General features: G+C 70.1%; 22 protein-coding genes. 5 read left to right on the top strand and 17 right to left on the bottom strand.

What is annotated here, in order from left to right; genetic code table 11:
- Positions 1-225: 225 nt before the first annotated feature.
- The 3 genes from J7E91_RS28585 to tgmA all read right to left on the bottom strand — a co-directional run bounded on the left by J7E91_RS28585 (position 226) and on the right by tgmA (position 3515).
- A complete protein-coding gene (locus J7E91_RS28585; RefSeq protein ID WP_214909518.1) occupies positions 226-2292 on the bottom strand; it encodes a transglycosylase domain-containing protein in 2067 nt (688 codons plus the stop codon).
- A 75-nt stretch (positions 2293-2367) separates the two neighbouring features.
- Complete coding sequence (tgmB, locus tag J7E91_RS28590; RefSeq protein ID WP_214909519.1) at positions 2368-3306, bottom strand: ATP-grasp ribosomal peptide maturase; 939 nt, start codon at positions 3304-3306, stop codon at positions 2368-2370.
- Positions 3307-3323: 17 nt separating this feature from the next.
- Positions 3324-3515, bottom strand: coding sequence for a putative ATP-grasp-modified RiPP (gene tgmA / locus J7E91_RS28595; protein ID WP_214909520.1), 192 nt, complete (start codon positions 3513-3515; stop codon positions 3324-3326).
- 181 nt (positions 3516-3696) lie between these two features.
- On the opposite strand from tgmA, the gene J7E91_RS28600 reads away from it, so the two are divergent.
- A complete protein-coding gene (locus J7E91_RS28600) occupies positions 3697-4212 on the top strand; it encodes a hypothetical protein (RefSeq protein WP_214909522.1) in 516 nt (171 codons plus the stop codon).
- A 68-nt stretch (positions 4213-4280) separates the two neighbouring features.
- On the opposite strand, the gene J7E91_RS28605 is transcribed toward J7E91_RS28600, so the two are convergent.
- The 7 genes from J7E91_RS28605 to J7E91_RS28635 all read right to left on the bottom strand — a co-directional run bounded on the left by J7E91_RS28605 (position 4281) and on the right by J7E91_RS28635 (position 10420).
- Complete coding sequence (locus J7E91_RS28605) at positions 4281-5429, bottom strand: CapA family protein (RefSeq protein WP_214909525.1); 1149 nt, start codon at positions 5427-5429, stop codon at positions 4281-4283.
- A 62-nt stretch (positions 5430-5491) separates the two neighbouring features.
- Positions 5492-5743 (bottom strand): hypothetical protein, encoded by a 252-nt coding sequence (locus J7E91_RS28610; protein WP_214909527.1) that lies wholly within the window; start codon positions 5741-5743, stop codon positions 5492-5494.
- Positions 5744-5878: 135 nt separating this feature from the next.
- Complete coding sequence (locus J7E91_RS28615; RefSeq protein WP_214909528.1) at positions 5879-6331, bottom strand: YbhB/YbcL family Raf kinase inhibitor-like protein; 453 nt, start codon at positions 6329-6331, stop codon at positions 5879-5881.
- A gap of 73 nt (positions 6332-6404) precedes the next feature.
- Entirely contained in the window at positions 6405-7421 is a 1017-nt protein-coding gene (locus J7E91_RS28620; protein WP_214909529.1) for a zinc-dependent alcohol dehydrogenase family protein, read from the bottom strand.
- Between the two features lie 11 nt (positions 7422-7432).
- Entirely contained in the window at positions 7433-8080 is a 648-nt protein-coding gene (gene grpE / locus J7E91_RS28625) for a nucleotide exchange factor GrpE (protein ID WP_214909530.1), read from the bottom strand.
- Positions 8077-9960 (bottom strand): molecular chaperone DnaK, encoded by a 1884-nt coding sequence (gene dnaK / locus J7E91_RS28630; protein ID WP_214909531.1) that lies wholly within the window; start codon positions 9958-9960, stop codon positions 8077-8079. The genes grpE and dnaK overlap by 4 nt, the downstream gene beginning before the upstream one ends.
- A 10-nt stretch (positions 9961-9970) precedes the next feature.
- Complete coding sequence (locus tag J7E91_RS28635; RefSeq protein WP_214909532.1) at positions 9971-10420, bottom strand: J domain-containing protein; 450 nt, start codon at positions 10418-10420, stop codon at positions 9971-9973.
- Positions 10421-10598: 178 nt separating this feature from the next.
- Between J7E91_RS28635 and J7E91_RS28640 the strand changes: the two genes are divergently transcribed.
- Positions 10599-10934, top strand: a complete 336-nt coding sequence (locus J7E91_RS28640; RefSeq protein ID WP_308377411.1) for an STAS domain-containing protein — start codon at positions 10599-10601, stop codon at positions 10932-10934.
- A gap of 9 nt (positions 10935-10943) precedes the next feature.
- Here J7E91_RS28640 and J7E91_RS28645 read toward each other — a convergent pair whose 3' ends face one another.
- The 4 genes from J7E91_RS28645 to J7E91_RS28660 form a co-directional block, all read right to left on the bottom strand.
- Positions 10944-11447, bottom strand: coding sequence for an FBP domain-containing protein (locus tag J7E91_RS28645; RefSeq protein ID WP_214909535.1), 504 nt, complete (start codon positions 11445-11447; stop codon positions 10944-10946).
- A gap of 133 nt (positions 11448-11580) precedes the next feature.
- A complete protein-coding gene (locus J7E91_RS28650) occupies positions 11581-12873 on the bottom strand; it encodes a D-alanyl-D-alanine carboxypeptidase family protein (RefSeq protein ID WP_214909537.1) in 1293 nt (430 codons plus the stop codon).
- A gap of 70 nt (positions 12874-12943) precedes the next feature.
- Entirely contained in the window at positions 12944-13672 is a 729-nt protein-coding gene (locus tag J7E91_RS28655; protein WP_214909539.1) for a spermidine synthase, read from the bottom strand.
- A 102-nt stretch (positions 13673-13774) separates the two neighbouring features.
- Positions 13775-15460 (bottom strand): ribonuclease J, encoded by a 1686-nt coding sequence (locus tag J7E91_RS28660; RefSeq protein WP_214909541.1) that lies wholly within the window; start codon positions 15458-15460, stop codon positions 13775-13777.
- A gap of 485 nt (positions 15461-15945) precedes the next feature.
- Here J7E91_RS28660 and J7E91_RS28665 point away from each other — a divergent pair, with 485 nt between their 5' ends.
- The 3 genes from J7E91_RS28665 to J7E91_RS28675 all read left to right on the top strand — a co-directional run bounded on the left by J7E91_RS28665 (position 15946) and on the right by J7E91_RS28675 (position 18860).
- On the top strand, positions 15946-17130 hold the full coding sequence (locus tag J7E91_RS28665) for a globin domain-containing protein (RefSeq protein ID WP_214909542.1): 1185 nt from the start codon (positions 15946-15948) through the stop codon (positions 17128-17130).
- Positions 17127-17810, top strand: coding sequence for a pyridoxamine 5'-phosphate oxidase family protein (locus tag J7E91_RS28670; protein ID WP_214909543.1), 684 nt, complete (start codon positions 17127-17129; stop codon positions 17808-17810). The genes J7E91_RS28665 and J7E91_RS28670 overlap by 4 nt, the downstream gene beginning before the upstream one ends.
- Positions 17811-17966: 156 nt before the next feature.
- A complete protein-coding gene (locus tag J7E91_RS28675) occupies positions 17967-18860 on the top strand; it encodes a glycoside hydrolase family 19 protein (protein WP_308377413.1) in 894 nt (297 codons plus the stop codon).
- 97 nt (positions 18861-18957) lie between these two features.
- On the opposite strand, the gene J7E91_RS28680 is transcribed toward J7E91_RS28675, so the two are convergent.
- Genes J7E91_RS28680 through J7E91_RS28690 form a run of 3 tightly spaced genes read right to left on the bottom strand, consistent with a single transcriptional unit; the run spans position 18958 to position 25978 of the window.
- Complete coding sequence (locus J7E91_RS28680; protein ID WP_214909544.1) at positions 18958-19347, bottom strand: STAS domain-containing protein; 390 nt, start codon at positions 19345-19347, stop codon at positions 18958-18960.
- Between the two features lie 44 nt (positions 19348-19391).
- On the bottom strand, positions 19392-21710 hold the full coding sequence (locus J7E91_RS28685; RefSeq protein WP_214909545.1) for a SpoIIE family protein phosphatase: 2319 nt from the start codon (positions 21708-21710) through the stop codon (positions 19392-19394).
- Positions 21707-25978, bottom strand: a complete 4272-nt coding sequence (locus J7E91_RS28690) for a HAMP domain-containing protein (RefSeq protein WP_374224791.1) — start codon at positions 25976-25978, stop codon at positions 21707-21709. The genes J7E91_RS28685 and J7E91_RS28690 overlap by 4 nt, the downstream gene beginning before the upstream one ends.
- Positions 25979-26258: the final 280 nt, after the last annotated feature.

The following is a 26258-nucleotide window of genomic DNA, read 5'->3' on the forward strand; positions in this document are numbered from 1 at the left end:
CCCGCGTCACCCGCACCGTCTCCGCCGGGATCTCCCCGGACCCCTTCGGCTGCATCGACATCCGCACCCACCCCACACGACAACGTCGGCCTTCAAGACCACAACCGGGTCTTGAAGGCCGACGTCACGCACAGGCCCGAATTAACCAACAGCATCCCATCTCGGACGCCGGCCCCTGCGCCGTACGCGGCCGACGGTGGTCCGCCGCCGGCCGGGCAGAGCCCCTTACCGGAGGTCGGCGGGCCTTCCGAAGCCTCCGCCGCCCGGTCCCGGCAGGGTCGCTGTCATGTACGACGACCACACCCGCAGCGGCAGGAAGTCGCCCCGCTCCTGCCCGGACGCGCCGACGCCGCCCACCCCGGCCAACGGGAGCAGGCCGCCCTTACCCGGTTTGTTCCTGAAGACGGTCACGGCGGTCGACAGCTCTTCGGTGTAGCCGACGAACCAGGCGGCCGGCAGGCGGTCGTCGTCGCCGGTGCGGCCCGCGGCCACCGGCGCCACCGCGCGCAGGGTGTCCGGTGCCAGGGCGTCCACGGCCACGTCCCGCATCGCGCGGGAGACCTCGCGGGCCACCTCCGCGTCCAGCACCTGCCTGCCGGGCGGCGGTTCCAGTCCCTCCAGCCGTGTGCCCCGGTAGGTGACCGTGGTGACCGAGTACGGGTCCGTACGCCGGCCGTCTTCGGCGAAGGTGGCGTACGCGTCGGCCATCCGGATGGCGCTCGGGGTGGACGTGCCGACGGAGAAGCGCCGCTCCAGGGGCGCCATGCTCTGTGGCAACAGGCCCGTACCGACGGCGAGATCGCGAACCCTCGCCAGTCCGACGTCCTCACCGAGGCGGCTGTACACACTCTCGCCGCCCAGGACCAGCGACTCGCGCAGGGTGGGAAGACCGGTGGCGAAGGGCAGGACGCCGTCCGCGAACCCGCTGGTGCCGGTACCCGCCCGCTCCGGCGGCAGCAACGGTGTCCCGGGTGTCAGGACGCCGCCGCGGTCGTAGAAGCTGTCGGACGTCACCGGCAGCCGTGGCGCGGCCGCGCCGGCCGAACGGACACCGTGCTGAAGAGCCGCCGCCAGGACGAACGGTTTGAAGGCCGAACCCACCGGCACTCCCGTCGTGTCCGCGTTGTTGGTGAAGTGTTCGGTCGCGTCAGGGCCGCCGTACAGCGCCAGCACCGCCCCGTCGCCCGGGCGTACCGACGCGGCGCCGACCTGGACGTCCCGGTCGGTGATCCGGCGTTCCGGGTCCAGGCTCTGCGCCGTGACCCTCTCCACGGTCTGCCGCAGTTGCTCCACCTTGGTCCGGTCGAAGGTGGTGCGAATCCGGTATCCGCCGCGGCCGAGTTCCCCGGCGGTCAGCCCGGTACGTTTCTCGATGTACTTGTTCGCCACATCCACCAGGTAACCGGTCTGCCCCGACAGGCTGGTGGACACGGACTGCCGGCGCGGTTCCGGGAAGACGGTGTACTTCGCCCGCTCCTGGCGCGACATGTGCCCGAGCTCCACCTGCCGGTCCAGGACGTAACGCCAACGGGCCTCCGCCCGGCGGTGGTTGGCCTCACTCAGCGAAGGATCGTACTGCTGCGCTCCCTTGAGCAGCGCGGCAAGCAGCGCGCTGCGGCCGGGATCGAGCTCCCTGGCGTCCATGCCGTAATAGGCCACCGCGGCGGCCTGCACTCCGTAGGCGTTGCGGCCGAACCAGCTGGTGTTGAGATATCCCTGGAGAATTTCCTGCTTGGACAGGGACCGGGACAGCTTGACCGCCAGGCACAGCTCACGCAGCTTGCGGTCCACGGTCTGCTCCGGCGTCAGGTACGTGTTCTTCACATACTGCTGTGTGATGGTCGACCCGCCCTGGACCTCCCCTCCGCGGGCCATGTTCACCACGGCCCGGCCCACGCCGCCGACGGAGAACCCGGGGTCACTGTAGAAGTCGGCGTTCTCCGCCGCGATCACGGCGTTCTGAAGGGAGGGCGGAATGTCGGACAGGGGAATGTTCTGGCGGTTGACCGCCCCGACGCTGACCATTTGTGTGCCGTCGGCCCAGTAATAGACATTGGCTTCCGCTCGCGCGGCGGCGTTCACGTCCGCGATGTGCACGGTGGAGTAGACATAGCCGACCAGGGCGGCGACCGTACCGCAGCAGATCAGCGCGACCCCCAGCAACTGCCGCCACGACGGGACCAGCCGTAACAGTCCGCGACGCCCCTGACGCGGGTAATCGATGCGGAACCGGCGGCTGCCGCCGGAAGCCCGGCGCGGCGGCACCCACGGTTCGGGTCCTGTTCGACGCATCACAGACGCTCGCCCCTTCTCTCTACGTTACGGTCGGCCTGCCGCCCCCTACTACGCGATGCGGCAGCCCCCTGTTCACGCCGGCCCGCGCGGTTCCTGCGCCAGCCAGGACGCCACCGTCTCCGCGATGGGCTGGCCGGTCTCCAGCTCCACGAAGCCGAACTGGCCGCCCTGGTTGCACTCCAGGAACCACCACACGTCCTCGGCGTCCTCGGCGAAGTCGAAAGCCGCGTACGCGAGACCTGCCAGCCCGGTGTAGTCGTGAACTGCCCGCGCGATGCGGTCGGGTACGACGGCGGGCTCCCACGCATGACCGGTGTCGCCGTAGCGCCCGTCGACCTGCCCGGACGCGGAGACCTTCCGGGCGGCGAACATCCGGCCGCCGACGCACGTCAGCCTGATGTCGGCCCGTTTGGGCACGTACCGCTGAAGCAGCGTGGGGCCGCCCGCGACACCGGCGAAGTCCGTACCGGGCTCGACGAGTGCGGTCGGCAGGGCGATCGAGGGCTCACCGCGCGGCGGCCCGGAGAGGGACTTCACCACGACCTTCCCGTACTGGCCCGCGAACTGCTCCGCCACCCGCGGGAAGGTCGTGATGACGGTGGGCGGCACGGCGAAGCCGCTCCGGTGGGCGAACCGCAACTGCCAGGGCTTGAGCCGGGCCTGGTCCGCCTGGCGGGGATGGTTCATCCAGCGTGCCGTGGTGGAGCAGAGCGCCCCGTACAGGGCCTGCCCGGTCTCGGCCGAGAGCCACCGCGACGGCTCCGGGGCGTGTGCCGCGGGCTCGCCGGGCCGTCGCACCCAGATGGAGCGCAGGGACTTGGAGCTGACCATGCGCCCGTCCGCCGACAGGTAACAGTGGAAGTCGCCACTGACGTACTCGGCCGACAGACCGGCTTCCCCGGGCAGATCAGCCGGATCCAGGCGCACCAGTGGTACGCCCTGTTCGTGCAGCTTGGCCACCACCATGTCGGTCGTGACGTCCTGATGGCATGTCAGGATCAGTACAGTCATCGGCGTCGCCAGGCCGGTCAGTCGTCGAAATGCGTCTGGGAGCCGGCCGTGGACGTGGTGGTGCTGATGGCCAGCAGCAGCTCCCGGTCACTGATGGCGGGACGCCCGTCCGGCAGTAAGTTGAGCTGGGCGGCGCTGTTGTAAGCGTAGGGGACCGGGGCGTCCGGCCCTTCGTTCCGCTGGGCGTAGTCCAATATGAACGGTCGCATGGCGCTCCTCGTTGCTGATCAGCCACCGCTGTACGCATGTCAGTACGCGCCGGCAATGGAGGGAGTTCATTACTGTCCGCCAAGACGGTCCGCGGAGGGGTGCCCGTTCCATTGGGGCCGGATCTCGTGCCTGAGTTGAGATCAGAACGCCACCACCGGTCAGACCCCCGCGGGCAGCACCGTGCCGGCGACAACCCCGCCGGATGCTCTGCCGGGCTGGGAGGACGCGCCCACACCGGCGTACGGGCCGGGCGAGACCCCGCCGGGTGTTCCGAACGCCGAGGGAGGCATCCCGGTTCCCCTGGATGACCCCGCGGCGTCGGAGCCGACCCCTGACTTCACCGGGCCCAAGCCGGTCAAGGAGGTGCCGTTGACCGGTATCGAGAAGTGCACCGGCGACGAGCACGCACAGCGCGTCAGTGAGGCGTTCCAGAACACGAAGACGACCGGCTACCGGGCGATGCAAAGGAAGCTGACGGACCTCGACTACCCGGCGTCGCGGATTCACCGGGTGCCGGACCATGCGGGCGCGCCCCGGGCAAGGCTCGACCTGCGCGTGATGGGCAGCCACTTGGCTCTGGAGGTCACCGGCACCAGCAGCGGGGTGATCGCCGAGGCGTTCGGGGCTTCGCAGACGGAGGACGTGAAGGTGACCGAGGTGAAGCGGAAGCCGAAGCTGGACGCGCCGACGTCCTGACCGGATCACACGGGACGTGCGCAAGCGATTCAGCGCGGTCGTGGCCCAGCAACCGCCGTCCGCGTGGCCTACGAGGCCGTACGCCGTCGTACGACGTGCCCGGACCAGCGGAGTGCGAGAAAGCCGTCGGGACCGGGCGCGGGCTCCACCGCCGTACCGAAAACATGCCCCGCCCTGGTCAGGGTCTCGCACAGCCAGTCGGCGTCCGCCGCCGACGCGCGGTGCAGCGTCATCCGCCGGGCCCGCAGGGGGGCGATCCGCAGACCGGTCAGTTCGCCCGTACGCGCGTCGAGCGACGGGAAGTACAGCAGCCGCAGGTCGTCGCGGTAGCGCTCGTACCCCGTGATGCCCTCGTAGTCGTCGATCAGGTCTCCGCAGCCGTACAGGACGAGCCGGCCCCGGTAGACCTCGACCGGGCGCGGATGGTGCGAGGAGTGGCCGTGCACGACGTCCACGCCGCCGTCGACGAGCCGCCGTGCGAAGGCGGTCTGGGCCGGCGGCACCGCGTACCCCCAGTTCGACCCCCAGTGGATCGAGACGACCAGCAGATCACCGTCCCGCCGCACCGCCCGCAGCCGCCGTACGAGGGCGTCCGCGCTGCGGACCGACAGATCGGGTACGAAATCGACGCCCGGCCGGTCCTCCGTCGCGGCCCACCACGACGGAATCCCGCTGGACGCCGTCCCGCACGACAGCACCACCACTCGCCCGCCGCTTTTCGTGGCGACCGCCACCGGCCGCCGCGCCTCGGCCGCGTCCCGCCCCGCGCCGGCGGGCCTGAGCCCGGCGGCGCGCAGGACGTCCAGCGTCTCCTCCAGGCCGCGGCGCCCGAAGTCCAGTACGTGGTTGTTCGCGAGCGCGCACACATCGGGCCGCGCCGCGGTCAGACACGGCACGTTGCGCGGGTGCATCCGGTAGTTCACGGCCTTGCCGGGGGCGAAGTCGTCGCTCGTCGTGATGCTCGTTTCCAGATTGATGATCCGGGCATCGGGCGCTACGGCCGCCATCACACCCAGCGCCGCGCCCCAGGGCCAGGTGTGGTCCACGGGCCCGGGAACGCGGCCGTTGGCGGCCTCCGCCAGCGCGACGTAATCGCGGGCGTCCCGGATGTACCCCTCGCGCAGCGCCGGGTCACCGGGGTGCGGAAGGATCTGGTCGACACCCCGTCCCGGCATGACGTCGCCGCTCAGCGCGAGCGTCACGAGGGCCTGGCTCACGGCCCAATTCTCCCACCGGGGCCGCCCGTCCCTCTACACGCTCGCACGAGCCGTTGCCGTCATCAGCGTCCCTGGTAGGGAGGCTGCTGCGGGTACGGATTCGGGTTGTACGGGGGCTGGTTCGGCTGCGCCGGGGGATAGGCCTGGCCCGGCGGCACCGGGTACGGCGCGGGTTGGTTCGGGTGGTTGGCGTAACCCCAGTTGACCGGCGCCGGGCCACCGCTCTTACGGCTGCGACCGCTCAGGATCACTGCGAGGACGACGCCGAAGATCACTATGCAGGCGATGCCCGCGATGACAACCAGCATTCCCATGGGGCTCTTTCCATCCTGACGTTGCTGACGAGAGGAGGCGCCGGTCAAGCGAGCGTGTCGGCCGGCGCCCCGGCTCAGGGTACGTGATCAGCGCTGTCCGCCAGGTGGCCGGAGATGCCGCCAGGACGCGTGACCTCAGCGGTGGTAGAGGCCGACCAGGGTGCCGCCGGCCAGTTGCTGCTTGTCCACTGCCGAGTGCACCTGCGCGGCGCTCGCGTCGTCCGCCAGATCGGCGGGTTCCGGGAGCGCGTAGACCCGGAAGAAGTACCGATGCGCCTCGTCACCGGGAGGAGGGAGCGGCCCTCCCCAGCCCGACTCGCCGAATCCGTTCATCCGGGCCTGTCCGCCCTGCGGCGTCTGCCCCGCCTCCACGCCGCTGCTCGAAGGGTCGATGCCCGTGACGAGCCAGTGGACGAAGGTTCCCGTCGGCGCGTCGGGGTCCTCACACAGCAACAGCAGCTCTGAAGTGCCCTCCGGCACCCCGGACCAGGACAGATCGGGGGAGACGTCCTCGCCCTCCTTGGCGTAGCGGCGCGGGATGAACGCACCGTCGTTGAACGCGGAACTCCTGAGTTCGATACCAGCCATGCGCAAAGGGGTACCCCGCCGTCACGCAGGTCTCCTGAGCCGCCCGGCAAGATGCACCGGGTGGCGCAGTCGGTCACCGCGCGACGAGCACGGCCACCCCGGTGATCCGCCCCGCCGCCAGGTCACCCAGCGCCCGGTCCGCCAGCCGCATCGGATAGCTGGTCACCCGCACCGCCGGGCGTAGCCGCGTCACTTCGGTGAGGTACGCCCGGCCGTCCTCGCGGGTGTTGGCGGTGACGCTGCGTACGGTCCGCTCCTGGAACAGGTGCCGGTCGTACACGAGCGGCGGGACGGTGCTCAGGTGAATACCGGCGATCGCGAGTGTGCCGCCCCGGTCCAGCGCCGCCAACGCCACCGGTACCAGCTCACCGGCCGGTGCGAACAGGATCGCCGAGTCCAGCGGCTCGTCCGGCGCGTCGGTTCCGGCGGACGCCGCGCCCAGTTCGAGCGCGAGCCGCCGCGCCGCCGGTGAGCGGGTGACGACGTGGACCTCGGCCCCCCGCGCGACGGCGAGTTGGGCGGTCAGGTGCGCCGAGGCACCGAATCCGTAGATGCCGAGCCTTCCGCCGGGCGGCAGGTCCGCCCGTTGAAGTGCCCGGTAGCCGATGATCCCCGCACACAGCAGGGGTGCGGCTTCCTCGTCGCTCCACCCTTCGGGGAGCCGGTAGGCGAACCGGGCGTCCACGACGACGTGGCCGGCGAATCCGCCGTCGATGTCCCAGCCGGTGTAGCGCGAGTCGTGGCACAGGTTCTCCCGTCCGGTACGGCAGAAGCGGCACTGCCCGCAGGTACCCGCCAGCCAGGCGGCCCCCAACCGGTCGCCGACGCGGAAGTCCTGGACGGCGGCCCCGTGAGCGACCACCTCGCCGACCACCTCATGGCCCGGCGCGCAGTGCGTCCTGCGCGGGACCAGGTCGCCTTCCGCCAAGTGCAGGTCCGTCCGGCACACCCCGCAGGCGCGCACGCGCGCCAGCAGTTCGTACGGGCCCGGTTCGCGAACCTCGCGCTCGACCAGCCGCAGCGGTGCCGACGCGATCGGGCCCGGGCGCTCGACCACCCAGGCGGACGTCACCGACGGCAGCCGGGCCATGGCTCACACCCTCATCCCTCCGTCCCTCCGGCTTCCCGCAGGCCGGCCGGCGGTTCGGCGACCGCCACCTGGGCGGGCCGCAGGAGGTGGTCGCCGACCCGGTATCCGGGCCGCAGGATCTCGGTGCAGGTCGGGCGCTCGACCGCATCGGTACAGCGGTACGAGACGGCCTCGTGCACGAACGGATCGAAGGAGTCGCCCACTGTCCCGAACGACTCCAGACCCAGGGCCGCCAGTTCCGACCGCAGCTCCTCGGCGACGCGCTCGAAGCCGCCGGTCACCTCGCCCTGCCCGGTCGCCTCGGTGACGGCGTCGAGCACCGGCAGGAGTTTGCCGAGCACGTTGGCCACGGCGATCTCGCGGACCGCCAGCCGGTCACGGCGTACCCGCTTGCGGTAGTTGTCGTACTCCGCCTTCAGCCGTTGCAGGTCGGCCGTGCGTTCACGCAGTTCCGCGCCGGGCGACTCCTGGCGGGACGGCTCAGGCGCGTCGGTCCCGCCGCGGCCGGTCGGCGCCCCGGCGGCCCGCTCGGTCCGCTCCTCCCGCCGGTCGGCACGGGCCGGAAACGTGGCCGGGGAGCCACCGCTCCGTCGCCCGTCCCGGACGATCTCCAGCGACGGCCCGCGACGGGGGCCGCCACCGTCGGTCGGGCGGTTCATCCCGCGCCTCCCTGCTGCTTGTCGTCATCGACGATCTCCGCGTCCACGACTTCCTCTTCGCTCTCCGCGCGCGACCCGCTCTCACCCGCGCCGCCCGTGGCCCCACCGGAACCCTGGGCCTGCGCCTGCGCCTGCGCATCGGCGTACATGGCCTGGCCGAGCTTCTGGGAGACGGCCGCGACCTTCTCCGTAGCCGTACGGATCTCGGCGGTGTCCTCACCCTTGAGCTTTTCCTTCAGCTCAGTGATGGCGGTCTCGACCTCGGACTTCACGTCACCCGGAACCTTGTCCTCGTTGTCCTTGAGGAACTTCTCCGTCTGGTAGACGAGCTGCTCGGCCTGGTTGCGCGCCTCGGCGGCCTCGCGGCGCCTGTGGTCCTCCTCCGCGTACTGCTCGGCGTCGCGGACCATCCGCTCGATGTCGTCCTTCGGCAGCGCGGAACCACCGGTGACGGTCATCCGCTGCTCCTTGCCGGTGCCGAGGTCCTTGGCGGTCACATGCATGATGCCGTTGGCGTCGATGTCGAACGCGACCTCGATCTGCGGGACACCCCGCGGGGCCGGCGGCAGACCCGTCAGCTCGAACATGCCGAGCTTCTTGTTGTACGCCGCGATCTCGCGCTCGCCCTGGAAGACCTGGATCTGCACCGACGGCTGGTTGTCCTCGGCCGTCGTGAAGACTTCGGAACGCTTGGTCGGGATCGTCGTGTTGCGCTCGATGAGCTTCGTCATGATGCCGCCCTTGGTCTCGATACCGAGCGAAAGCGGCGTGACATCGAGGAGCAGGACGTCCTTGACCTCACCCTTGAGGACACCGGCCTGCAGGGTGGCGCCGATGGCCACGACCTCGTCCGGGTTGACGCCCTTGTGCGGGTCCTTGCCGGTGAGCTCCTTGACCAGCTCGGTCACCGCAGGCATACGGGTCGAGCCGCCGACGAGGATCACATGGTTGATGTCGGCAAGCTTGATCTTCGCGTCCTTGACCGCGTTGTGGAACGGCGCCTTGCACCGCTCCAGGAGATCGGCGGTCAGCTGCTGGAACTGCGAGCGTGTGAGCTTCTCGTCCAGGTGCAGCGGCCCCTCGGCCGACGCGCTCAGGTAGGGCAGGTTGATGTTGGTCTCGGTCGCGGCCGACAGCTCGATCTTGGCCCGCTCGGAGGCCTCCCGCAGCCGCTGCGTGGCCATCTTGTCCTTGGAGAGGTCGATGCCGTACGCGTTCTTGAACTGCTTGGCCAGGTGATCCACGATCCGCTGGTCCCAGTCGTCCCCGCCCAGGTGCGTGTCGCCGTTGGTGGCCTTCACCTCGACCACACCCTCGCCGATCTCCAGCAGCGACACGTCGAAGGTGCCGCCACCGAGGTCGAACACGAGGATGGTCTGGTCGTTCTCCTTGTCCAGGCCGTAGGCGAGCGCCGCGGCCGTCGGCTCGTTGATGATCCGCAGCACCTTCAGGCCCGCGATCTCCCCGGCCTCCTTGGTCGCGGTGCGCTGGGAGTCGTTGAAGTACGCCGGAACGGTGATGACGGCGTCCGTCACGTCCTCGCCCAGGTACGCCTCCGCGTCGCGCTTGAGCTTCTGCAGTACGCGCGCGGAGATCTCCTGCGCGGTGTAGCGCTTGCCGTCGATGTCCCCGCTGTCCGGGAAACGCCATTGCGCCTCGCCCATGTGGCGCTTGACCGACCGGGCGGTGCGCTCGATGTTGGTCACGGCCTGCCGTTTGGCGATCTCACCCACCAGCACATCGCCGCTCTTCGCGAAACCGACGACCGAAGGCGTGGTCCGGGCGCCCTCGGTGTTGGTGATGACCGTGGGCTCGCCACCCTCCAGCACGCAGACCACGGAGTTCGTCGTACCAAGGTCAATACCCACTGCACGTGCCATTGCCTTCTCCTCACCCTGCGCTCCACTGCCACAGCAGGTACCGGTCGGCGGCCAGGTTCAGCCGCGGCGGACCGGGCCGGTCGTACACCGGACGCACCCGCGTGGGGCCCGCCCACAGCGGCACGTCGCGACGGGACGGAACCGGGCGCGGCGTCACGCGCACCGTGAGCGGGACCGAGACGCCGGCCGGGACCTGGCGCCCCTGCGGCCGCCTCGGCCCGCCCAGACCCAGCTGGGAGTCGTACGCCGCGCGGCGGACAGGATCGTGCAGGATGCCGTAGGCAACCACGACGTCGGCGAACCGGCTGTCCGCCGCCGGCCTGTCCGGATGGGCGTCGGGGTGCAGCGCGCGCACGAGCCTGCGGTACGCCGAGGTGATCTGCCCGGCCGAAGCGGTCGGCTCCACGCCGAGGACCGCGTAATGGTCGCGTCGCCGACCGGACGACTGGGGCCCTGCCACTGCGCTCACCTCCCCCGCTCTGACCTGCGGATATGGAGGAATCCTCTACAAAACCTGGATAGAACGCCCCGCCACGCTTGTCAAGACGTACCAGCGGGTGGACAGAATGTCCGGTCAAGGGGTTCCCTGGGTGAAGCCCGTCCATCCCGTGTGCGCATCGCATGCAAAGGGGGCCGCCGTGAACGACACGATCCAGGTCGGCGTCCACGCCACGGGGCCCGACAGCTGCCGGATCACCGTGGCGGGGGAACTCGACGTCGCGAGCGCGCCCGATCTCAGGGAAGCCGTCCAGGCCGCCGTGGCCGGTCACCGGCAGGTCCTGATCGATTGCGGCGGCCTGACCTTCTGCGACTGCTCGGGGCTGAACGCGCTGCTGGCCGCCGCCCGCGTGGCCAGGGCCCACGGAACCGATCTGCGGCTGTGCGCCGTCCCGCGCGCGCTGGTCAGGCTGCTGCGGCTGTCCCACACCGGAAGCGCGTTCACGATCGAGCAGGAGCAGGCCGACGCACGGTAGAGACCCTCGCTAGCCCTGCGTCACCTTCGCCACGAAGGCGTCCAGGTTGCCGAGCGTGCGGGCGATCCGCTCCTCCAGGTTCAGGCTCTCCTCGTACCGGCCACTGCGCAGCTTGGGCTGCCGCTTGCCCCGTACGTACAGGGAGCAGGCGAGGTCGGCGCAGACGTAGATTCCGACGGTGTTGCCCGCGCGGCCCCGGGCGCCCGCCAGGGGCGCCGCGAGAAGGGAGACGCCGGAGGAAGCGTGCCCGGTGAGGCAGAGCTGGCACAGGCTGGACTTCACGGCGCTGGTGCGGGTCGCGCCGGGCACCCGCAGGGTGATCCCGAGCGGCCCGTCCGGCCGCGACAGGACGAGGTGCGCCCGCAGCGGCGCGCCCGGGTCGACCCAGCCGAGGAAGTCCAGGTCCTCCCAGGGCAGTTCGGCGAAGTCGAGGGGGAGTTTCAGGCGGGCCGCCTCGCCCTTGGTGCAGTTCACGAAGGACGAGCGGATGTGTTTCTCACTGAGCGTTTCCACAGGCGTCGACCGTACGGGTCACGCCCCGCGCCCGCATCCGATTAATCCGCCAGGACGCCCTTGCCTACGGGCATCAGCACCCCTCAGAAATCGCCGTAATGGTCGTGGTCGGCCCCCCACGGGGGTGGTCGTCTCACGGTGGACCGGGTTGCGACGGAGGACGCCGGGGCGTACGCGGCGGTCCCCGCCGCGTAAGAGCCCGGACCGGCCCCAGAGCCCACGCGAACCGGCCCGCGTGCGCCTGCTGACGGTGGCCGCCCCGCGTCCACATGATGACGCCCGCCGTGAGGCACGCCGCGCCGATGAGCGCGCCCAGCCAGGAATACGCGCTGCCCGTTCCGGGCTCGCCCCGCCGCAGCGCGGCGGCCTGCGCGGCCGGGACCGGCGCGGTCTGCGGGTCCTGGCGTACGGCGGGCGGCTTCAGCGATCCGACCGGGTGGACCCGTCCCACGGCGGCGAAGCCCCAGTCGAGCAGGGAGCGGGCCTCTTCGTACACGGCGCGGCCACCGCCCCGCTGAGGGTTCATCACCGTCACCAGCAGGCGGCGGCCGTCGCGCTCGGCGGCGGCGATCAGGGTGTGCCCCGCGCGGGAGGTGTAGCCGTTCTTCAGGCCGATGATGCCGGGGTACCGCCTCACCCCGTCGGTGCCGGTCAGCAGCCGGTTGGTGTTGCGGATCCGGAACGTCCACGTAGGACTTCCATCGCTGCGCGTGCCACCGGGGAAGCGCGTGTCGGCCGTCGCCGCGTACCGGGCGAACTGCGGATCCGCGAGACCGGACCGCCCGAAGACAGCCAGGTCGAACGCGGAGGAAACCTGGCCCGGAGCGTCGTAGCCGTCCGGGGAGACCACATGGGTGTCCAGTGCGCCCAAGGAACGGGCCTTGGCCTGCATCTGCGCCGCCGTGGCCTTCCAGCCCCCGTTCATCTTCGCCAGTACGTGCACGGCGTCGTTGCCGGAGCTCAGGAAGACCCCACGCCACAGATCCGCGGTCCGGTACGTGCGTCCCGGGGACACCCCCACCACGCTGCTGCCCTCGCCCACCGCGGCGAGCTCGCTGTCGGTGACCGTATGCAGCGCCCTGCCGGAAAGGCGGGGGAGGGCGGTGATGGCGAAGAGGGTCTTGATGGTGCTGGCCGGCGGCAGGCGCCGGTGCGCGTCGTGGGCGGCGAGCACGTCGCCCGTACCGACGTCCGCCACCAGCCACGACAGGGCGGACACTCCTCGCGGGAGGGCGGGCGCCCCGGGCTGGAGGCGCACGTGGGTGCCCGGCCGGTGCAGGAGGGCCTTGCTGACGGACGCGGGCCGCGGCGGCGGCAGCGGATCGTTGAGTACGGCGGCTGCGGCCGGTGGCTGCAGGAGGGCCGGGGCTGCGAGAGTGAACACCGCACCGGAAAGAACCCCGCGAACAGTGGACCTGGTGATCATTGGACCAGCGTAAAAACGGACGGTGCCGCGCGCAGGGCCGGTGGGCCGACCGGACGAATCCGAACGGGGATCACGGGCTGCCGGTGTGACTCCTTGCCACATAGACGGTGTTGGACGAGGTCCCCCCTTGCAGGGGATTGGGAAAGTCGACGACGTGGGCTTCTGATTCCGCGAAGACTTCCCCGAGTACGGAGTTGAACTGTTCGTCCGGCGGGTCGTTCGACCACAGGGCGAAGACTCCCCAGGGGTGGAGACGGCTCGCGAGCGCGCGCAGTCCGGCGGGCCGGTAGAGCGCTGCGTGGCGTGGGTGCAGGACATGGCGCGGCGAATGGTCGACGTCCAGCAGGATGGCGTGGAAGCGGCGATCCGGCTGCCCGGGATCCAGGCCATGGGGATCGCCGGTCATCGCGAAGAAATCGCCGTGGATCAGACGGCAACGGGAGTCCGACGCCAGGCGAGCACCCAGCGGTACCAGACCCCGCTCGTGCCAGTCGATGACTTCCCCGAGCGCGTCGATCACGATCAGCGAGCGCACGCGCGGGTCGTCGAGCGCTGCCTGGGCGGTGTATCCGAGACCGAGGCCGCCCACGGCGACGTCCAGTGCGGTGTCCGGCAGCCCCGCCAGCCCGAGCCGGGTGAGCGCCTTCTCGCCCGCCGTGAAGAGGCTGGACATCAAGAACTCGTCACCGAGCTTCACCTCGTACACATCGGTGCCCGAAGCCGGATCGCGCCGGCGCCGCAGGCTGATCTCACCCAGCGGTGTCGGGCGCCAGTCGAGCTCCTCGAAACGCGCACCCATCAATTCACCTTTCCGGGTTCTCGTGCCGGGCCGGCGCGCCCGGGGGCGCCGGCCGCCGCCCGGCGGCGCCGGGCCAGGGCGCGGCGCCGCCGGGCTCCTGCGTCAGGCGTCGATGATGACCGGGATGATGAGCGGCTTGCGGCGGTGGGTCCGGAACGCCCAGGACGCCACGGCGCGGGCGATGAGCTGTTCGAGCTGGTGGGCGTCTCCGACGCCTTCCTCGGCCGCGGTGGCCAGGACCTTTTCGATCACCGGGATGACCGGCTCGAAGGTGGCGTCGTCATGGACGAAGCCGCGGGCCAGGAAGTCGGGCGTCTCGGCGAGTGCTCCCGTGTCGGCGTCGACGATCGCGACGACGGTGACGACGCCTTCCTCCGCCAGGGTGAGGCGGTCCTTGAGCGACGCCTCCGTCGCGCCACCGACCGTCATGCCGTCCACGTAGACGTAACCGGCCGGCACCTTGCCCGTGATGGAGGCGCGCCCCTTGACGAGGTCGACGACGACGCCGTCCTCGGCGATGATCACGTGGTCGGGGTCGACCCCGGTACGGATGGCCAGGTCACCGTTGGCCCGCAGGTGGCGCCACTCGCCGTGTACGGGCATGACGTGCCGGGGCTTGACGATGTTGTAGCAGTAGACGAGTTCACCGGCGCTGGCGTGTCCGGAGACGTGCACCTTGGCGTTGCCCTTGTGGACCACGTGGGCGCCCCACCGGGTCAGACCGTTGATCACCCGGTAGATGGCGTTCTCATTGCCCGGGATCAGGGAGCTGGCGAGCAGTACGGTGTCGCCCTTCCCGATGCGGATCATGTGGTCACGGTTGGCCATCCTCGACAGCGCGGCCATCGGCTCGCCCTGGGAACCGGTGCACACCAAGGTGATCTTGCTGTCCGGAAGCTTCTCCAGTTCCCGCAGGCTCACGATCAGGCCGGACGGGACCTTCAGGTAACCCAGCTCTCGGGCGATGCCCATGTTGCGGACCATCGACCGGCCCACGAAGGCGACCTTGCGGCCGTGCTGGTGAGCCGCGTCCAGCACCTGCTGGATGCGGTGCACGTGGCTGGCGAAGCTGGAGACGATGACCCGCCGCGGCGCGGTGCGCATGACCTGCTCGATCGCGGGGTTCAGATCGCGCTCGGACGTGGTGAAGCCGGGGACCTCGGCGTTGGTCGAGTCGGTGAGGAACAGGTCGACACCCTCCTCGCCGAGCCGGGCGAAAGCGCGCAGGTCGGTGATCCGGTCGTCCAGCGGGAACTGGTCCATCTTGAAGTCACCGGTGTGCAGCACCATTCCGGCACCCGTGCGGATCGCGATCGCGAGGCTGTCCGGGATGGAGTGGTTGACCGCCACGAACTCGCAGTCGAAGGGGCCGAGCTTCCGCCGGTCGCCCTCGCGTACCCGTACGGTGCGCGGCCTGATGCCGTGCTCCTTGAGCTTGGCTTCGAGGAAGGCCAGCGTCAGCTTCGAGCCGACGACAGGAATGTCCGACCGCTCGCGGAGCAGGTACGGAACGCCGCCGATGTGGTCTTCGTGGCCGTGGGTCAGCACGATCCCCACGACATCGTCCAGGCGGTCCCGGATCGACGTGAAGTCGGGAAGGATCACGTCGACCCCGGGCTGGGTCTCCTCGGGAAACAGTACGCCGCAGTCGACGATGAGCAGTTTGCCCGCGTACTCAAAGACGGTCATGTTGCGGCCGATCTCCCCGAGGCCGCCGAGGGCGACGACCCTCAGCCCTCCGTCGGGCAGGGGAGGAGCGGCTTTCAGTTCGGGATGCGGATGGCTCATAACTTGTGACGTTACCGGAGGCTCCGCCGCAGATCCTTTACGGGTTCACCCAGCAGGTTCAGCGAGGCACCCGAAGTGAGGTGATCAGCCCCGAAGCCAAGGCCATGAGAACCGGGTTTCCGGGTCGGATATGTCGCCCATGCGGCACATGATGCGGCACGCACCCGGTGCCAGACGATCACCTCGGCCGTACGCATACGCGTGCACGGGCGCTCTCAGTGACCGGATCCGCTGCGCGGTGCGGCACCTGAGTATCCTCACCGGACCTGCGGGAAGGAGTTGTCACGGAGTGCGGTAACCGCTGCCGCTCAGGAAGGGGCCTGCCTGTATCACGTGCTCGGCCCCGGACCACCACATCCCTGCCCCGGCCAAGACAGAGGCCGGGCCCTTCTGCGATTGCGACAAGTTCCTTGCGTGCACGTTCGATGCCACCGGAGAGGTCCTCAGCGGACTTGCCCACTCCCACGGATGCCTCAGCCCCCGGAATGGCGCCCGCACCGCTGACCGCCCGCGAAATCTCGCTCGTACGCGCCGGTCTGGCGGTAGTCGAACCACACGCAGCGGACCTGACCGTCTACTTCTACACCATTCTCTTCGCCCGTTACCCGCAGGTCAGAGAGCTTTTCCCGGACAACATGGACGGACAGCGCGACAGGCTGCTGCGCGGCCTGCTGCGCATCGTCGACCTGGTGGACGATCCGGAAAATCTCGTACGTTTCTGCACCCTTCTGGGCCGCGACCACCGGAAGTTCGGGGCACTCGAAGCTCATTACCCCGCCGTCGGCGAGTGCCTTCTGGCCTCCCTGGCCCGCTACGCCGGTGCCGCGTGGACCCCGGACGTCGAAGCCGCCTGGACCCGCGCCTACACCACCGCGGCGCGGGTGATGATCCTGGCCGCCGCGGACGACACCCGCCTGCGCCCCGCCACCTGGGCGGCGCAGATCGTCCGGCACCAGCACCGCGGCCACGGCATCGCCGAGATCACGGTCCAGCCGGATGCTCCCTATTCGTACGAGGCAGGCCAGTACGTGAGCATGCAGACGCCCTGGCATCGCAAGGCCTGGCGCCAGTACTCACCCGCCAACGCCCCCCGCGCGGACTCCACGCTCACCTTCCACATCCGTGCCGTGCCCGGCGGCCGGGTCAGCAACGCCCTGGTCCATCGCGCGGCCGTCGGCGACATCGTCACGCTGGGACCGCCACAGGGCGGCATGACGCTGGCCGCCGCCGGCGACCGCGACCTGGTCTGCGTCGCGGGCGGAACCGGCCTCGCGCCGATCCGCGCCCTCCTGGAGGAGGCGGCCCGCAGCGACATGCGACGTTACGTCGACCTCTTCGTGGGCGCCCGCACCGCGGAAGAGCTCTACGGGCTGGACGGCATGCTCCGGATGGCCCAGCGCCACTACTGGCTCTCCGTACGAGCCGCCGTCTCGCATCAGCACATCCCGGGGCGCGAGGGGACCCTGCCGCAGGTGTTGCGCGAATTCGGGCCCTGGGGGCAGCATGAGGCCTTCTTGTGCGGGCCGCCCGGCATGGTCACCGCGGCCGCCCGGATCCTGCGGAACGACGGGGTGCCGGCGGCCCGCATTCACCACGACCCGCTGAGCGATCCCGTCCTGACCGCACCCCTCGCACCTTCCCGACACCAGCCCGAGAGCGAACAACTGTGAACAGCCACGACGCCACGCCCTCCCTCGGGGAGCGCATCCTGCAAGACCGTCTCGGCACCGCGGACCGCGCCGACGCCTTCTACGACCGACAGGTCCGACCGCATCTCACGGCGGCCATGCGGGAGTTCATCAGCCGTCAGTCGATGGTCTTCCTCTCCACAGCGGACGCCCGTGGACACTGCGACGCCAGCTTCCGGGCCGGCCCGCCGGGATTCGTCACGGTCCTGGACGATCACACCCTCGCCTACCCCGAGTACCGCGGGAACGGCGTCATGGCCAGCGCCGGCAACATCACAGAGAACCCTCATGCGGGGCTGCTGTTCGTGGACTTCACCCAGCATCACATCGGACTGCACATCAACGGATCGGCCGAGCTGCTGGGCGAGCGGGAACTCCGGGCAGCCCACCCCGGGATACCGGTCGACACGGCCCCGGGACGACAGCCCGAATTCTGGGTTCACATCACCGTCGTCGAGGCCTACATCCACTGTTCCAAGCACATACCCCACCTCGAACCGGCCCGCCGCCCCCAGGGCACCGCTCTCAAACGCCCCAAGGACGCCGACTACTTCACCGGCTCGCCGGCCGAATGCGTTCTGACGGACCGGCAAGGCAACGCCGCGCACGCGGGAGCCGTGCACACGTCCTTCGCATCCGGGCCTCCTGCGTCTGCGTCGTAAAAGCCCTGCCGGGCGCCGGAATCCTTCACGCATTGGTCTATACCTTGACGTGATCATGACATGGCGCTTGAGTGTGGCCCAAGCCCCCCCACGCGGCCGCACCCGGAGCTCAACTGCGTCCTCCGGCAGGGCCGTTGCGCTCAAAGGAGTGATCGAGTGCTGAGAACACGCCTCATGGCCCTGCTGGCGGCGTTCCTCGTCGCCACAGGTCTCATCGTGACGCTGACGCCCTCCGCGTCTGCCGCGTCCGCGGCGACCGTCTGCGACACCGCGCCGAACTGGCAGCAAGGTGCCTCCTACAGGACTGGCAACGTTGTCAGATACAACGGCGCGTATTACATGGCCGAGCACGACAACCCGGGTTACGACCCGACCGTCAGCACCTGGTACTGGAATCCGTACACCTGCGGCGGCGGCACCCCGGCCCCGTCCGGCTTCGTGGTCAGCGAGTCGCAGTTCAACCAGATGTTCCCGAACAGGAATTCCTTCTACTCCTACAGCGGCCTCACCGCGGCCCTGAGCGCCTATCCGGCCTTCGCGAACACCGGCAGCGACACGGTGAAGAAGCAGGAGGCCGCGGCCTTCCTCGCGAACGTCAGCCACGAGACCGGCGGACTGGTCCACATCGTGGAGCAGAACCAGGCCAACTACCCGCACTACTGCGACTGGAGCCGGCCCTACGGCTGCCCGGCCGGTCAGGCGGCGTACTACGGGCGCGGTCCCATCCAGCTCAGCTGGAACTTCAACTACAAGGCCGCGGGCGACGCTCTCGGCATCGACCTGCTCAACAACCCGTGGCGTGTCCAGAACGAGGCCGCCGTGGCCTGGAAGACGGGCCTTTGGTACTGGAACACCCAGAACGGCCCCGGCACGATGACCGGGCACAACGCCATGGTCAGCCAGGCCGGCTTCGGCCACACCATCCGCTCGGTCAACGGCTCGCTGGAGTGCGACGGAAAGAACCCGGCGCAGGTCCAGAGCCGCGTCAGCAAGTACCAGCAGTTCACCCGGATCCTGGGCGTCCCCACCGGTTCGAACCTCTACTGCTGAGACCGGATGGCCCCTGAACGGGCCGCGGACCGGGGAGACACCGTCCTCCGGTCCGCGGCCGCACCACGCGCGCGGCCGGCGCGCGACGCGTACGGAGCTACGACGCTTCCCCCGTGGAGTCCGAAGCGGAGCTCGCGGCCTTCAGGGCGTCGTCGACACTCGAATGGATCGGCGTGGCCGCGCTCATGCCCGTGATCTCCAGGAGCCGGTGGACCGTGGGGGTGGCGGCGGCGAGGTACAGATTTCCGTTGGCCTGACGCGTCTCACGTGCTGCCTTGATGACGGTGTTGAGCCCCGACGAGTCCATGAACTCCAGCCGCGACAGGTCGAGTACGAGATGAAGGCGCCCGTGATGGATCTGATTGGCCAGATGCGTGTGAAGCAGCGTCGCGGTGTCGAGGTCCAGCTCGCCGCCGACCGCAAGGATCGCCGTGTCCGCATCGTGGATCGTGACTTCGACGTTCAGGTTTTCAGGCTCTGGGGACATATTTCCTGCCTTGCGTATGTGAAGTGACAATAATGGGTTTGGAGTTATCTCAAGTGCACTCCGATCAGACACGTGTCGTCATCAGTGTCCGAACGGCTGTGCGTCAGCAGCCGGTCCAGGTACTTGTCGAGTTCCGGGGCCGGCTCCTGGGCGATGGACAAAAGGTGTTCCAGTGACTGCTGCACCGAAAGGTCGCGACGCTCGATCAGCCCGTCGGTGTACATGAGCAACCGGTCGTCGGCTTCCAGCGTGACGAGGTGTTCCTCGTACGGCGCCTCCGGCATGGCCCCGAGCAGGATGCCGCCCGGCAGCGGCAGTGCGGTGGCCTCGCCACCGCGGACCAGAACGGGCGGAGGGTGCCCCGCGCGTGCCCAGCGCAACTGCCGCGTCCCGGGGTCGTAGATGCCGCAGACCGCCGTGGCCGTCACCTGGTCGGTCAGGTGATGCGCCACGGAGTTCAGCCAGCCGAGCAGTTGCGCCGGTCCGGCCCCGGTCGCGGCGAGGCCCCGAAGGGCGTTGCGCAGTACGACCATGCCGGTCGCCGCCTTGATGCCGTGCCCGGCGACATCGCCCACCGCCAGCATCACCTTGTTCGAGGGCAGCACGACCGCGTCGTACCAGTCGCCCCCCACCAGGTGCCCCTCCTCGGCCGGCCGGTACCGCACGGCGACGCGCAGCCCGGCCGTGTCGACCGCCGGGGGAGAGGGCGGCATGATCGCCTGCTGGAGCTGCAGGGCGAGCCGGTTGCGTTCGGCGGACTGCTGCTCCGAGTCGGCGAGCCGGTCGCGGGTGGCGGCCAGGGCGACCTCGGTCCAGTGCTGCGAGGAGACGTCCTGGTAGGCGCCGCGGACGGCGACCAGTTGCCCGGCGGGTCCGGTGACGGGTTCGGCGACGATACGGATGTGACGCACCACGCCGTCCGCCCGCTGCAGCCGGAACGCGGTGGAGGCGGAGTGACGGTGATGCAGCAGCGTGCGCAGGAAACGGCCGATGGCCACCGAGTCGTCCGGGTGGGCGTGCCGGTGCAGCCGTTCGAGCGGGACGGGGGAGGAGGAGGGCGGCAGCCCGAAGAGGGAGAACAGCTGGCTGTTCCAGATGACCAGGCGGCTGACGACGCTCTCCTCGAAGCCGCCGATACGTCCCAGCCGCTGCGCGTGCTGGAGGAGTTCGGCCAGCCTCACCGTTTCGTTCTCGACGCGCCAGGTCAGCAGAACGCTGTCGCCGAACCGGGCCATGCCCACCGAGGCGACCGTGCTGAGCGGTACGTCGTCCACCAGCGCACCGAGGGCCATCCGCTCGGAGCGGAACGGTTCACCCGTGGCGTGGACCCGCTGGACATGCTCGTACAGGCCGCCCTCGCGGGCGGTCAGCGGGTACGCCTCCAGGAGACTCATGCCGGTGACCGTGCTGCGAGGGCGGCCGGCGAGGTCGGTGAAGTGGGCGTTCGTATGGGCGATGCGGAAGTCCGACACGGCGTCCTGGGCGTCGATCAGCGGCCGCAGTACCAGCGCGGGATCGAGAAGCCCGTCGGCGAGATCACCCAGCGCGTTCATGGCGTCGTCGGGGTGGCTGTCCGTGTTGTGTCCGCCGAGGTCCGCGCCCGGCAGGGTGTGCGCGCACAGGTCGGCCAGCGCGTCGAGCTGCCGGGTGGTGGCGGGGGTGAGCGGCGGCTGCGGATGCGGCCAGCACACTTCCAGCACGCCGAGGATGCGGCCGGCGCTCTCGGCGGGCAGCACCGCCCGGGCCCCGCCGCGGCGGCGCTGTCCGATGCCGAGCGCGCCGGCGGGCAGGCTGCCGTACCACCGCGGCTTGCGCTCGGTCAGCACCCGCTGCGCGAGGGTGCCGACGCCGGGTGGGACGTACCTCCACCGTTCGGCCTCCCCGCGCGGGAACCCGGCGTGGCCCGCGAGGACCAGCGCCCCGTCCTGCCCGGCCGCCCACAGGGCCAGCGAATCGGCGCCGAGCGGGGCGAGCGCCTGGTCGAGCAGTGCCTCCGCCGCGGACTGCGGATCGCTGGACAGGGAGCCGGCTTCCGCGGCCCGCAGCCGCAGCACCGCCCCCGGAGCGCCGTGCGGGTCCGCGTTCACCGCGGCCGGTGGCAGCACGTCCGTGACGGCGTCGCCGGACGCCGCGTTGACGACGTCGGCCGCCAGTTCCAGGAGCGGAACGCGGGAGGCCTCCGCCAGGGACTCCAGGTGCTGGGCGGCCTCCGTCGGGCCGCCGTGACCGCGCTCGACCAGGATGCCGGTGGCGATCCCGATCAGGGCGCGGGCATCGGTGGACTCCTGCGCGAGGGCGAGATCGCTGCGCAACTGCTCGACGGTGGCGGCGAGCGCGTCGAGCCGCTGGTTGCCCCCGGTCACCGATTCAGCCAGCGGATCATGCAGGCCACGAGCAGGTCCGCGTCGACCGGCTTGGTGATGTAGTCGTTGGCCCCGGCGGCCAGGCTCTTCTCGCGGTCGCCCTCCATGGCCTTGGCCGTCACGGCGATGATCGGCAGATCCGCGTACTCGGGCATGGCCCGGATCGCGGCTGTCGCGGCGTAACCGTCCATCTCGGGCATCATCACATCCATGAGGACCAGCTCGATGTGATCATGCCGGGCGAGAACCTCCAGCCCCTTCCGGCCGTTGTCGGCGTGCAGAACCTCCATGCCGTGCGTCTCCAGGATCCCGGTCAGGGCGTAGACATTGCGGGCGTCGTCATCGACGACCAGGACCACCCGCCCCGACAGCCGGCTGCCCGGCCCCTCGTCCTGCCCCGGTCGGGCGGCCGCATGCGCATCGGAATCCGCCGACCGCGCCAGGGGCAGCACGTCGGACGGCCGCTCGGCCGTCAGATGCAGCGCGATGCGCTCACGCAGCTCGTCGAGACTGGGCAGCAGTTCGAGCGGCTTCGTCCGGGCGAGTTCGTGCAGCCGGCGCTCCTGCTGCTGGTCCAGGCGGCGCGTGTGGTGGGCGAGGACCGGGACCTGACGCAGGGCCGGGTCACCGTTCAGCGCCTCCAGCAGGTGCATGGCGGCGCCGTCGGGCATGTCCAGACCCAGCACGACACAGTGGCACGGCTCCGCGGCGAGGGCGGCGGCAGCCTCCTCCGGACCCACGGCGGTGCGCAGCCGCACCGGGCCGCGGGCATCGACGAGGCTGTGGTTCTCGGCCAGTTCGGCGACGGCGCTCTCGGCGACCAGGGAGAGGAGGCCGCGCGGTCTGTCCTCTATGACGAGCAGGCGGCGCTGTGCGGGAATGAGGTGGGGCGACGCGGACAGCGCCGGCTGTTGCTGCGCGTCCGCGTCCCCGGACGCCGGCTCGCGCTCCTCGAACCGTGCCACCGGAAGGAGGAGGGTGAACGTGCTGCCCTCGCCCAGGGTGCTGCTCGCCTGAATGGCTCCGCCGAGAAGGTGCGCGATCTCCCGGCTGATGGACAGCCCCAGACCAGTACCGCCGTACTTGCGGCTGGTGGTGCCGTCCGCCTGCTGGAAGGCCCCGAAGATCGCTTCGAGCTGCGGCTCGGCGATGCCGATGCCGGTGTCCAGGACGCGGATGGACAGGGCAGGACCGTACTCGCGTACCCGTGCGGGCAGGTCCGACTCGGCCGCCGGAGCGATCCGCAGCTCGACGGCTCCCTCTTCGGTGAACTTGACCGCGTTGGACAGCAGGTTGCGCAGGATCTGCCGCAGCCGGGAGTCGTCGGTGATCAGGTCGGTGGGGACCCCGGGAGCGACGCTGATACGGAAGTCGAGTCCCTTCTGCGCGGTCATCGGCCGGAAGGTCGCCTCCACGTAGTCCAGCAGGCGGCGCAGCGGCACGCGTTCGGGACTGACGTCCATCTTCCCGGCCTCGACCTTCGACAGGTCGAGGATGTCGTTGATGAGCTGCAGAAGGTCCGAACCGGCCGAGTGGATGATGCCGGCGTACTCCACCTGCTTGGGCGTGAGGTTCCGGGTGGGATTCTGCGACAGGAGCTGGGCCAGGATCAGCAGGCTGTTGAGCGGGGTGCGCAGTTCGTGGCTCATGTTGGCCAGGAACTCCGACTTGTACTTGGAGGCCAGCGACAACTGCCGGGCGCGCTCCTCCAGTTCCTGGCGTGCCTGCTCGATCTCCAGGTTCTTCGTCTCGATGTCCTGGTTCTGCGAGGCGAGAAGAGCGGCCTTCTCCTCCAGCTCCGCGTTGGAGTTCTGCAACTCCTCCTGGCGCACCTGGAGTTCCCCGGACCGCGCCTGGAGCTCGGCGGCCAGGCGCTGCGACTCGCCGAGCAGCTCGTCGGTACGGGCGTTCGCCACGATGGTGTTGACGTTGACCCCGACCGTCTCCATCAACTGGTCCAGGAAGGCGCGGTGCACCTCGGTGAAAGCGGTGACCGAGGCCAGTTCGATCACGCCGAGCACCTGGCCCTCGACCACGATGGGCAGCACGATCAGGCTGGAGGGGTCGGTGGACCCCAGCCCCGAGGAGATCGTGATGTAACCGGCCGGCAGGTCGTCGATCGCGATCGTACGGCGACTGCGCGCGGCCTGCCCCACCAGGGACTGCCCGAACCGGAAGCGCACCGGACGCTCGGGGTCCGAGGTGTCGCCCGGGTGACCGTACGAGCCGATGAGCTCCAGCTCGCTGACTCCGTCGTGGTCCTGCGCCAGGTAGAAGCCGCCGTACTGCGCGCCGACGAGCGGGGTCAGTTCGTCCATGATGAGCTCGGCCACGACCTTGAGGTCGCGTCTGCCCTGCATCAGCCCGGACATGCGCGCGAGGTTGGTCTTGAGCCAGTCCTGTTCCTGGTTGGCCCGGGTGGTTTCGCGCAGCGACTCCACCATGGAGTTGATGTTGTCCTTGAGTTCCGAGACCTCACCGGACGCGTCCACCGTGATGGAACGGGTGAGGTCGCCCTCGGCCACGGCGCCGGTGACCTCCGCGATGGCGCGCACCTGTCTGGTGAGGTTGCCCGCCAGTTCGTTGACGTTCTCCGTCAGACGCTTCCACGTTCCGGAAACGCCTTCGACCTCGGCCTGACCGCCCAGGCGTCCCTCGCTGCCGACCTCGCGGGCCACCCTGGTGACCTCGGCGGCGAAGGAGGAGAGCTGGTCGACCATGGTGTTGATGGTCGTCTTGAGTTCGAGGATCTCCCCGCGCGCGTCCACGTCGATCTTGCGGGTGAGGTCGCCCTGCGCCACGGCGGTGGTCACCTGCGCGATGTTGCGGACCTGGTCGGTGAGGTTGTTCGCCATGGAGTTGACGTTCTCCGTCAGGTCCTTCCAGGTGCCCGCCACGTTCGGCACCTGCGCCTGGCCGCCGAGGATGCCCTCGGTGCCGACCTCGCGGGCCACCCGGGTCACCTCGTCCGCGAACGCGGAGAGCGTGGTCACCATGGTGTTGATCACACCGGCGAGCGCGGCGACCTCGCCCTTCGCCTCGACGGTGATCTTCTGCGAGAGGTCGCCGCGGGCCACGGCGGTGGCGACCTGGGCGATGGACCGCACCTGGCTGGTGAGGTTGGACGCCATGACGTTGACGTTGTCGGTGAGGTCCTTCCACGTGCCCGAGACGCCGCGCACGGTTGCCTGGCCGCCCAGGTTGCCCTCGGTGCCGACCTCGCGGGCCACTCGGGTCACCTCGTCGGCGAACGCGGAGAGCTGGTCGACCATCGTGTTGATGGTCTCCTTCAGCTCCAGGATCTCCCCGCGCGCGTCCACCCGGATCTTCTGGGAGAGGTCGCCCTGGGCGACGGCGGTCGTGACCTGGGCGATGGACCGCACCTGTGCGGTCAGGTTGTCGCCCATCACGTTCACGGACTCGGTGAGGTCCTTCCACGTGCCCGAGACGCCCTTGACGTCCGCCTGGCCGCCGAGGCGTCCCTCGGTGCCGACCTCGCGGGCGACCCTGGTGACCTCGGCGGCGAAGGAGGAGAGCTGGTCGACCATGGTGTTGATGGTCGTCTTGAGTTCGAGGATCTCCCCGCGCGCGTCCACGTCGATCTTGCGGGTGAGGTCGCCCTGGGCGACGGCGGTCGCGACCTGGGCGATCGACCGGACCTGGGCGGTGAGGTTGCCGGCCATGAAGTTCACCGAATCGGTGAGGTCCCGCCAGGTTCCGCCCACCCCCGGGACCTGCGCCTGGCCGCCCAGCCTGCCGTCGGTGCCGACCTCGCGGGCCACCCGCGTCACCTCGTCAGCGAACGACGACAGCTCGTCGACCATGGTGTTGATGGTCTTCTTCAGCGCGTGGATCTCCCCGCGGGCGTCCACGGTGATCTTCTGGGAGAGGTCGCCTCTGGCCACGGCGGTCGCCACCTGTGCGATGTCTCTCACCTGTGTGGTGAGATTCCCCGCCATGGCGTTGACGGAGTCCGTGAGGTCCTTCCACGTACCGTCCACTCCGGGGACCTGCGCCTGGCCGCCCAGCCTGCCGTCGGTGCCGACCTCGCGGGCCACCCGCGTCACCTCGAAGGTGAACAGCGACAACTGGTCGACCATGCCGTTGAAGACCGAGGCGATCTCACCGAGGAGTCCGTCACTGTCGGCGGGCAGGCGCGTACCGAAGTCACCGTCGCGCACGGCGGTGAGCCCGGCGAGCAGCTGCCGCAGCTCCGGCTCCCCGACCGCGCCCGCCGCGGTGCCCTTCTCGGCGTCACGCACACGCACCGTGGCACGCTTTTCCGGCCTCTGGCCCACAGCCATCCTGTTCCCGCCCCTCGTTCTGCAAGCTCGCGCGGACCGGCCCATACTGCCACAGTTGCCATGCGGCAAGCATTCTTGCGCGTTGCCGCTCCGTAGTGGGCTTTTGTACTCCGGGGCGATGGCCAAAACCCCGTGACGGGCGGTGCTTCCGTACGCTCGGCAGCACCCCACGCGCCGGGCCGTGACAAACCGGCGTGGCGTAGGGTCACCGGTGTCGTCGGACGTACGGAGGCCGACGGGAGGG

It is taken from the genome of Streptomyces sp. ISL-99, from assembly GCF_018614005.1.
In the GTDB taxonomy this organism is placed as follows: domain Bacteria; phylum Actinomycetota; class Actinomycetes; order Streptomycetales; family Streptomycetaceae; genus Streptomyces; species Streptomyces flavidovirens.

Bases quoted from the DNA above. Each gene is read 5' to 3' on its own strand.
- J7E91_RS28620 (WP_214909529.1), bottom strand. From the start codon at position 7,421: ATGGCCCGGCTGCCGTCGGTGACGTCCGCCTGGGTGGTCGAGCGCCCG.
- dnaK (WP_214909531.1), bottom strand. From the start codon at position 9,960: ATGGCACGTGCAGTGGGTATTGACCTTGGTACGACGAACTCCGTGGTC.
- J7E91_RS28615 (WP_214909528.1), bottom strand. From the start codon at position 6,331: ATGGCTGGTATCGAACTCAGGAGTTCCGCGTTCAACGACGGTGCGTTC.
- J7E91_RS28655 (WP_214909539.1), bottom strand. From the start codon at position 13,672: ATGGGTGCGCGTTTCGAGGAGCTCGACTGGCGCCCGACACCGCTGGGT.
- J7E91_RS28610 (WP_214909527.1), bottom strand. From the start codon at position 5,743: ATGGGAATGCTGGTTGTCATCGCGGGCATCGCCTGCATAGTGATCTTC.
- J7E91_RS28650 (WP_214909537.1), bottom strand. From the start codon at position 12,873: ATGATCACCAGGTCCACTGTTCGCGGGGTTCTTTCCGGTGCGGTGTTC.
- J7E91_RS28680 (WP_214909544.1), bottom strand. From the start codon at position 19,347: ATGTCCCCAGAGCCTGAAAACCTGAACGTCGAAGTCACGATCCACGAT.
- J7E91_RS28665 (WP_214909542.1), top strand. From the start codon at position 15,946: ATGGCGCCCGCACCGCTGACCGCCCGCGAAATCTCGCTCGTACGCGCC.
- tgmA (WP_214909520.1), bottom strand. From the start codon at position 3,515: ATGCGACCGTTCATATTGGACTACGCCCAGCGGAACGAAGGGCCGGAC.
- J7E91_RS28585 (WP_214909518.1), bottom strand. From the start codon at position 2,292: ATGCGTCGAACAGGACCCGAACCGTGGGTGCCGCCGCGCCGGGCTTCC.
- grpE (WP_214909530.1), bottom strand. From the start codon at position 8,080: ATGAACCGCCCGACCGACGGTGGCGGCCCCCGTCGCGGGCCGTCGCTG.
- J7E91_RS28660 (WP_214909541.1), bottom strand. From the start codon at position 15,460: ATGAGCCATCCGCATCCCGAACTGAAAGCCGCTCCTCCCCTGCCCGAC.
- tgmB (WP_214909519.1), bottom strand. From the start codon at position 3,306: ATGACTGTACTGATCCTGACATGCCATCAGGACGTCACGACCGACATG.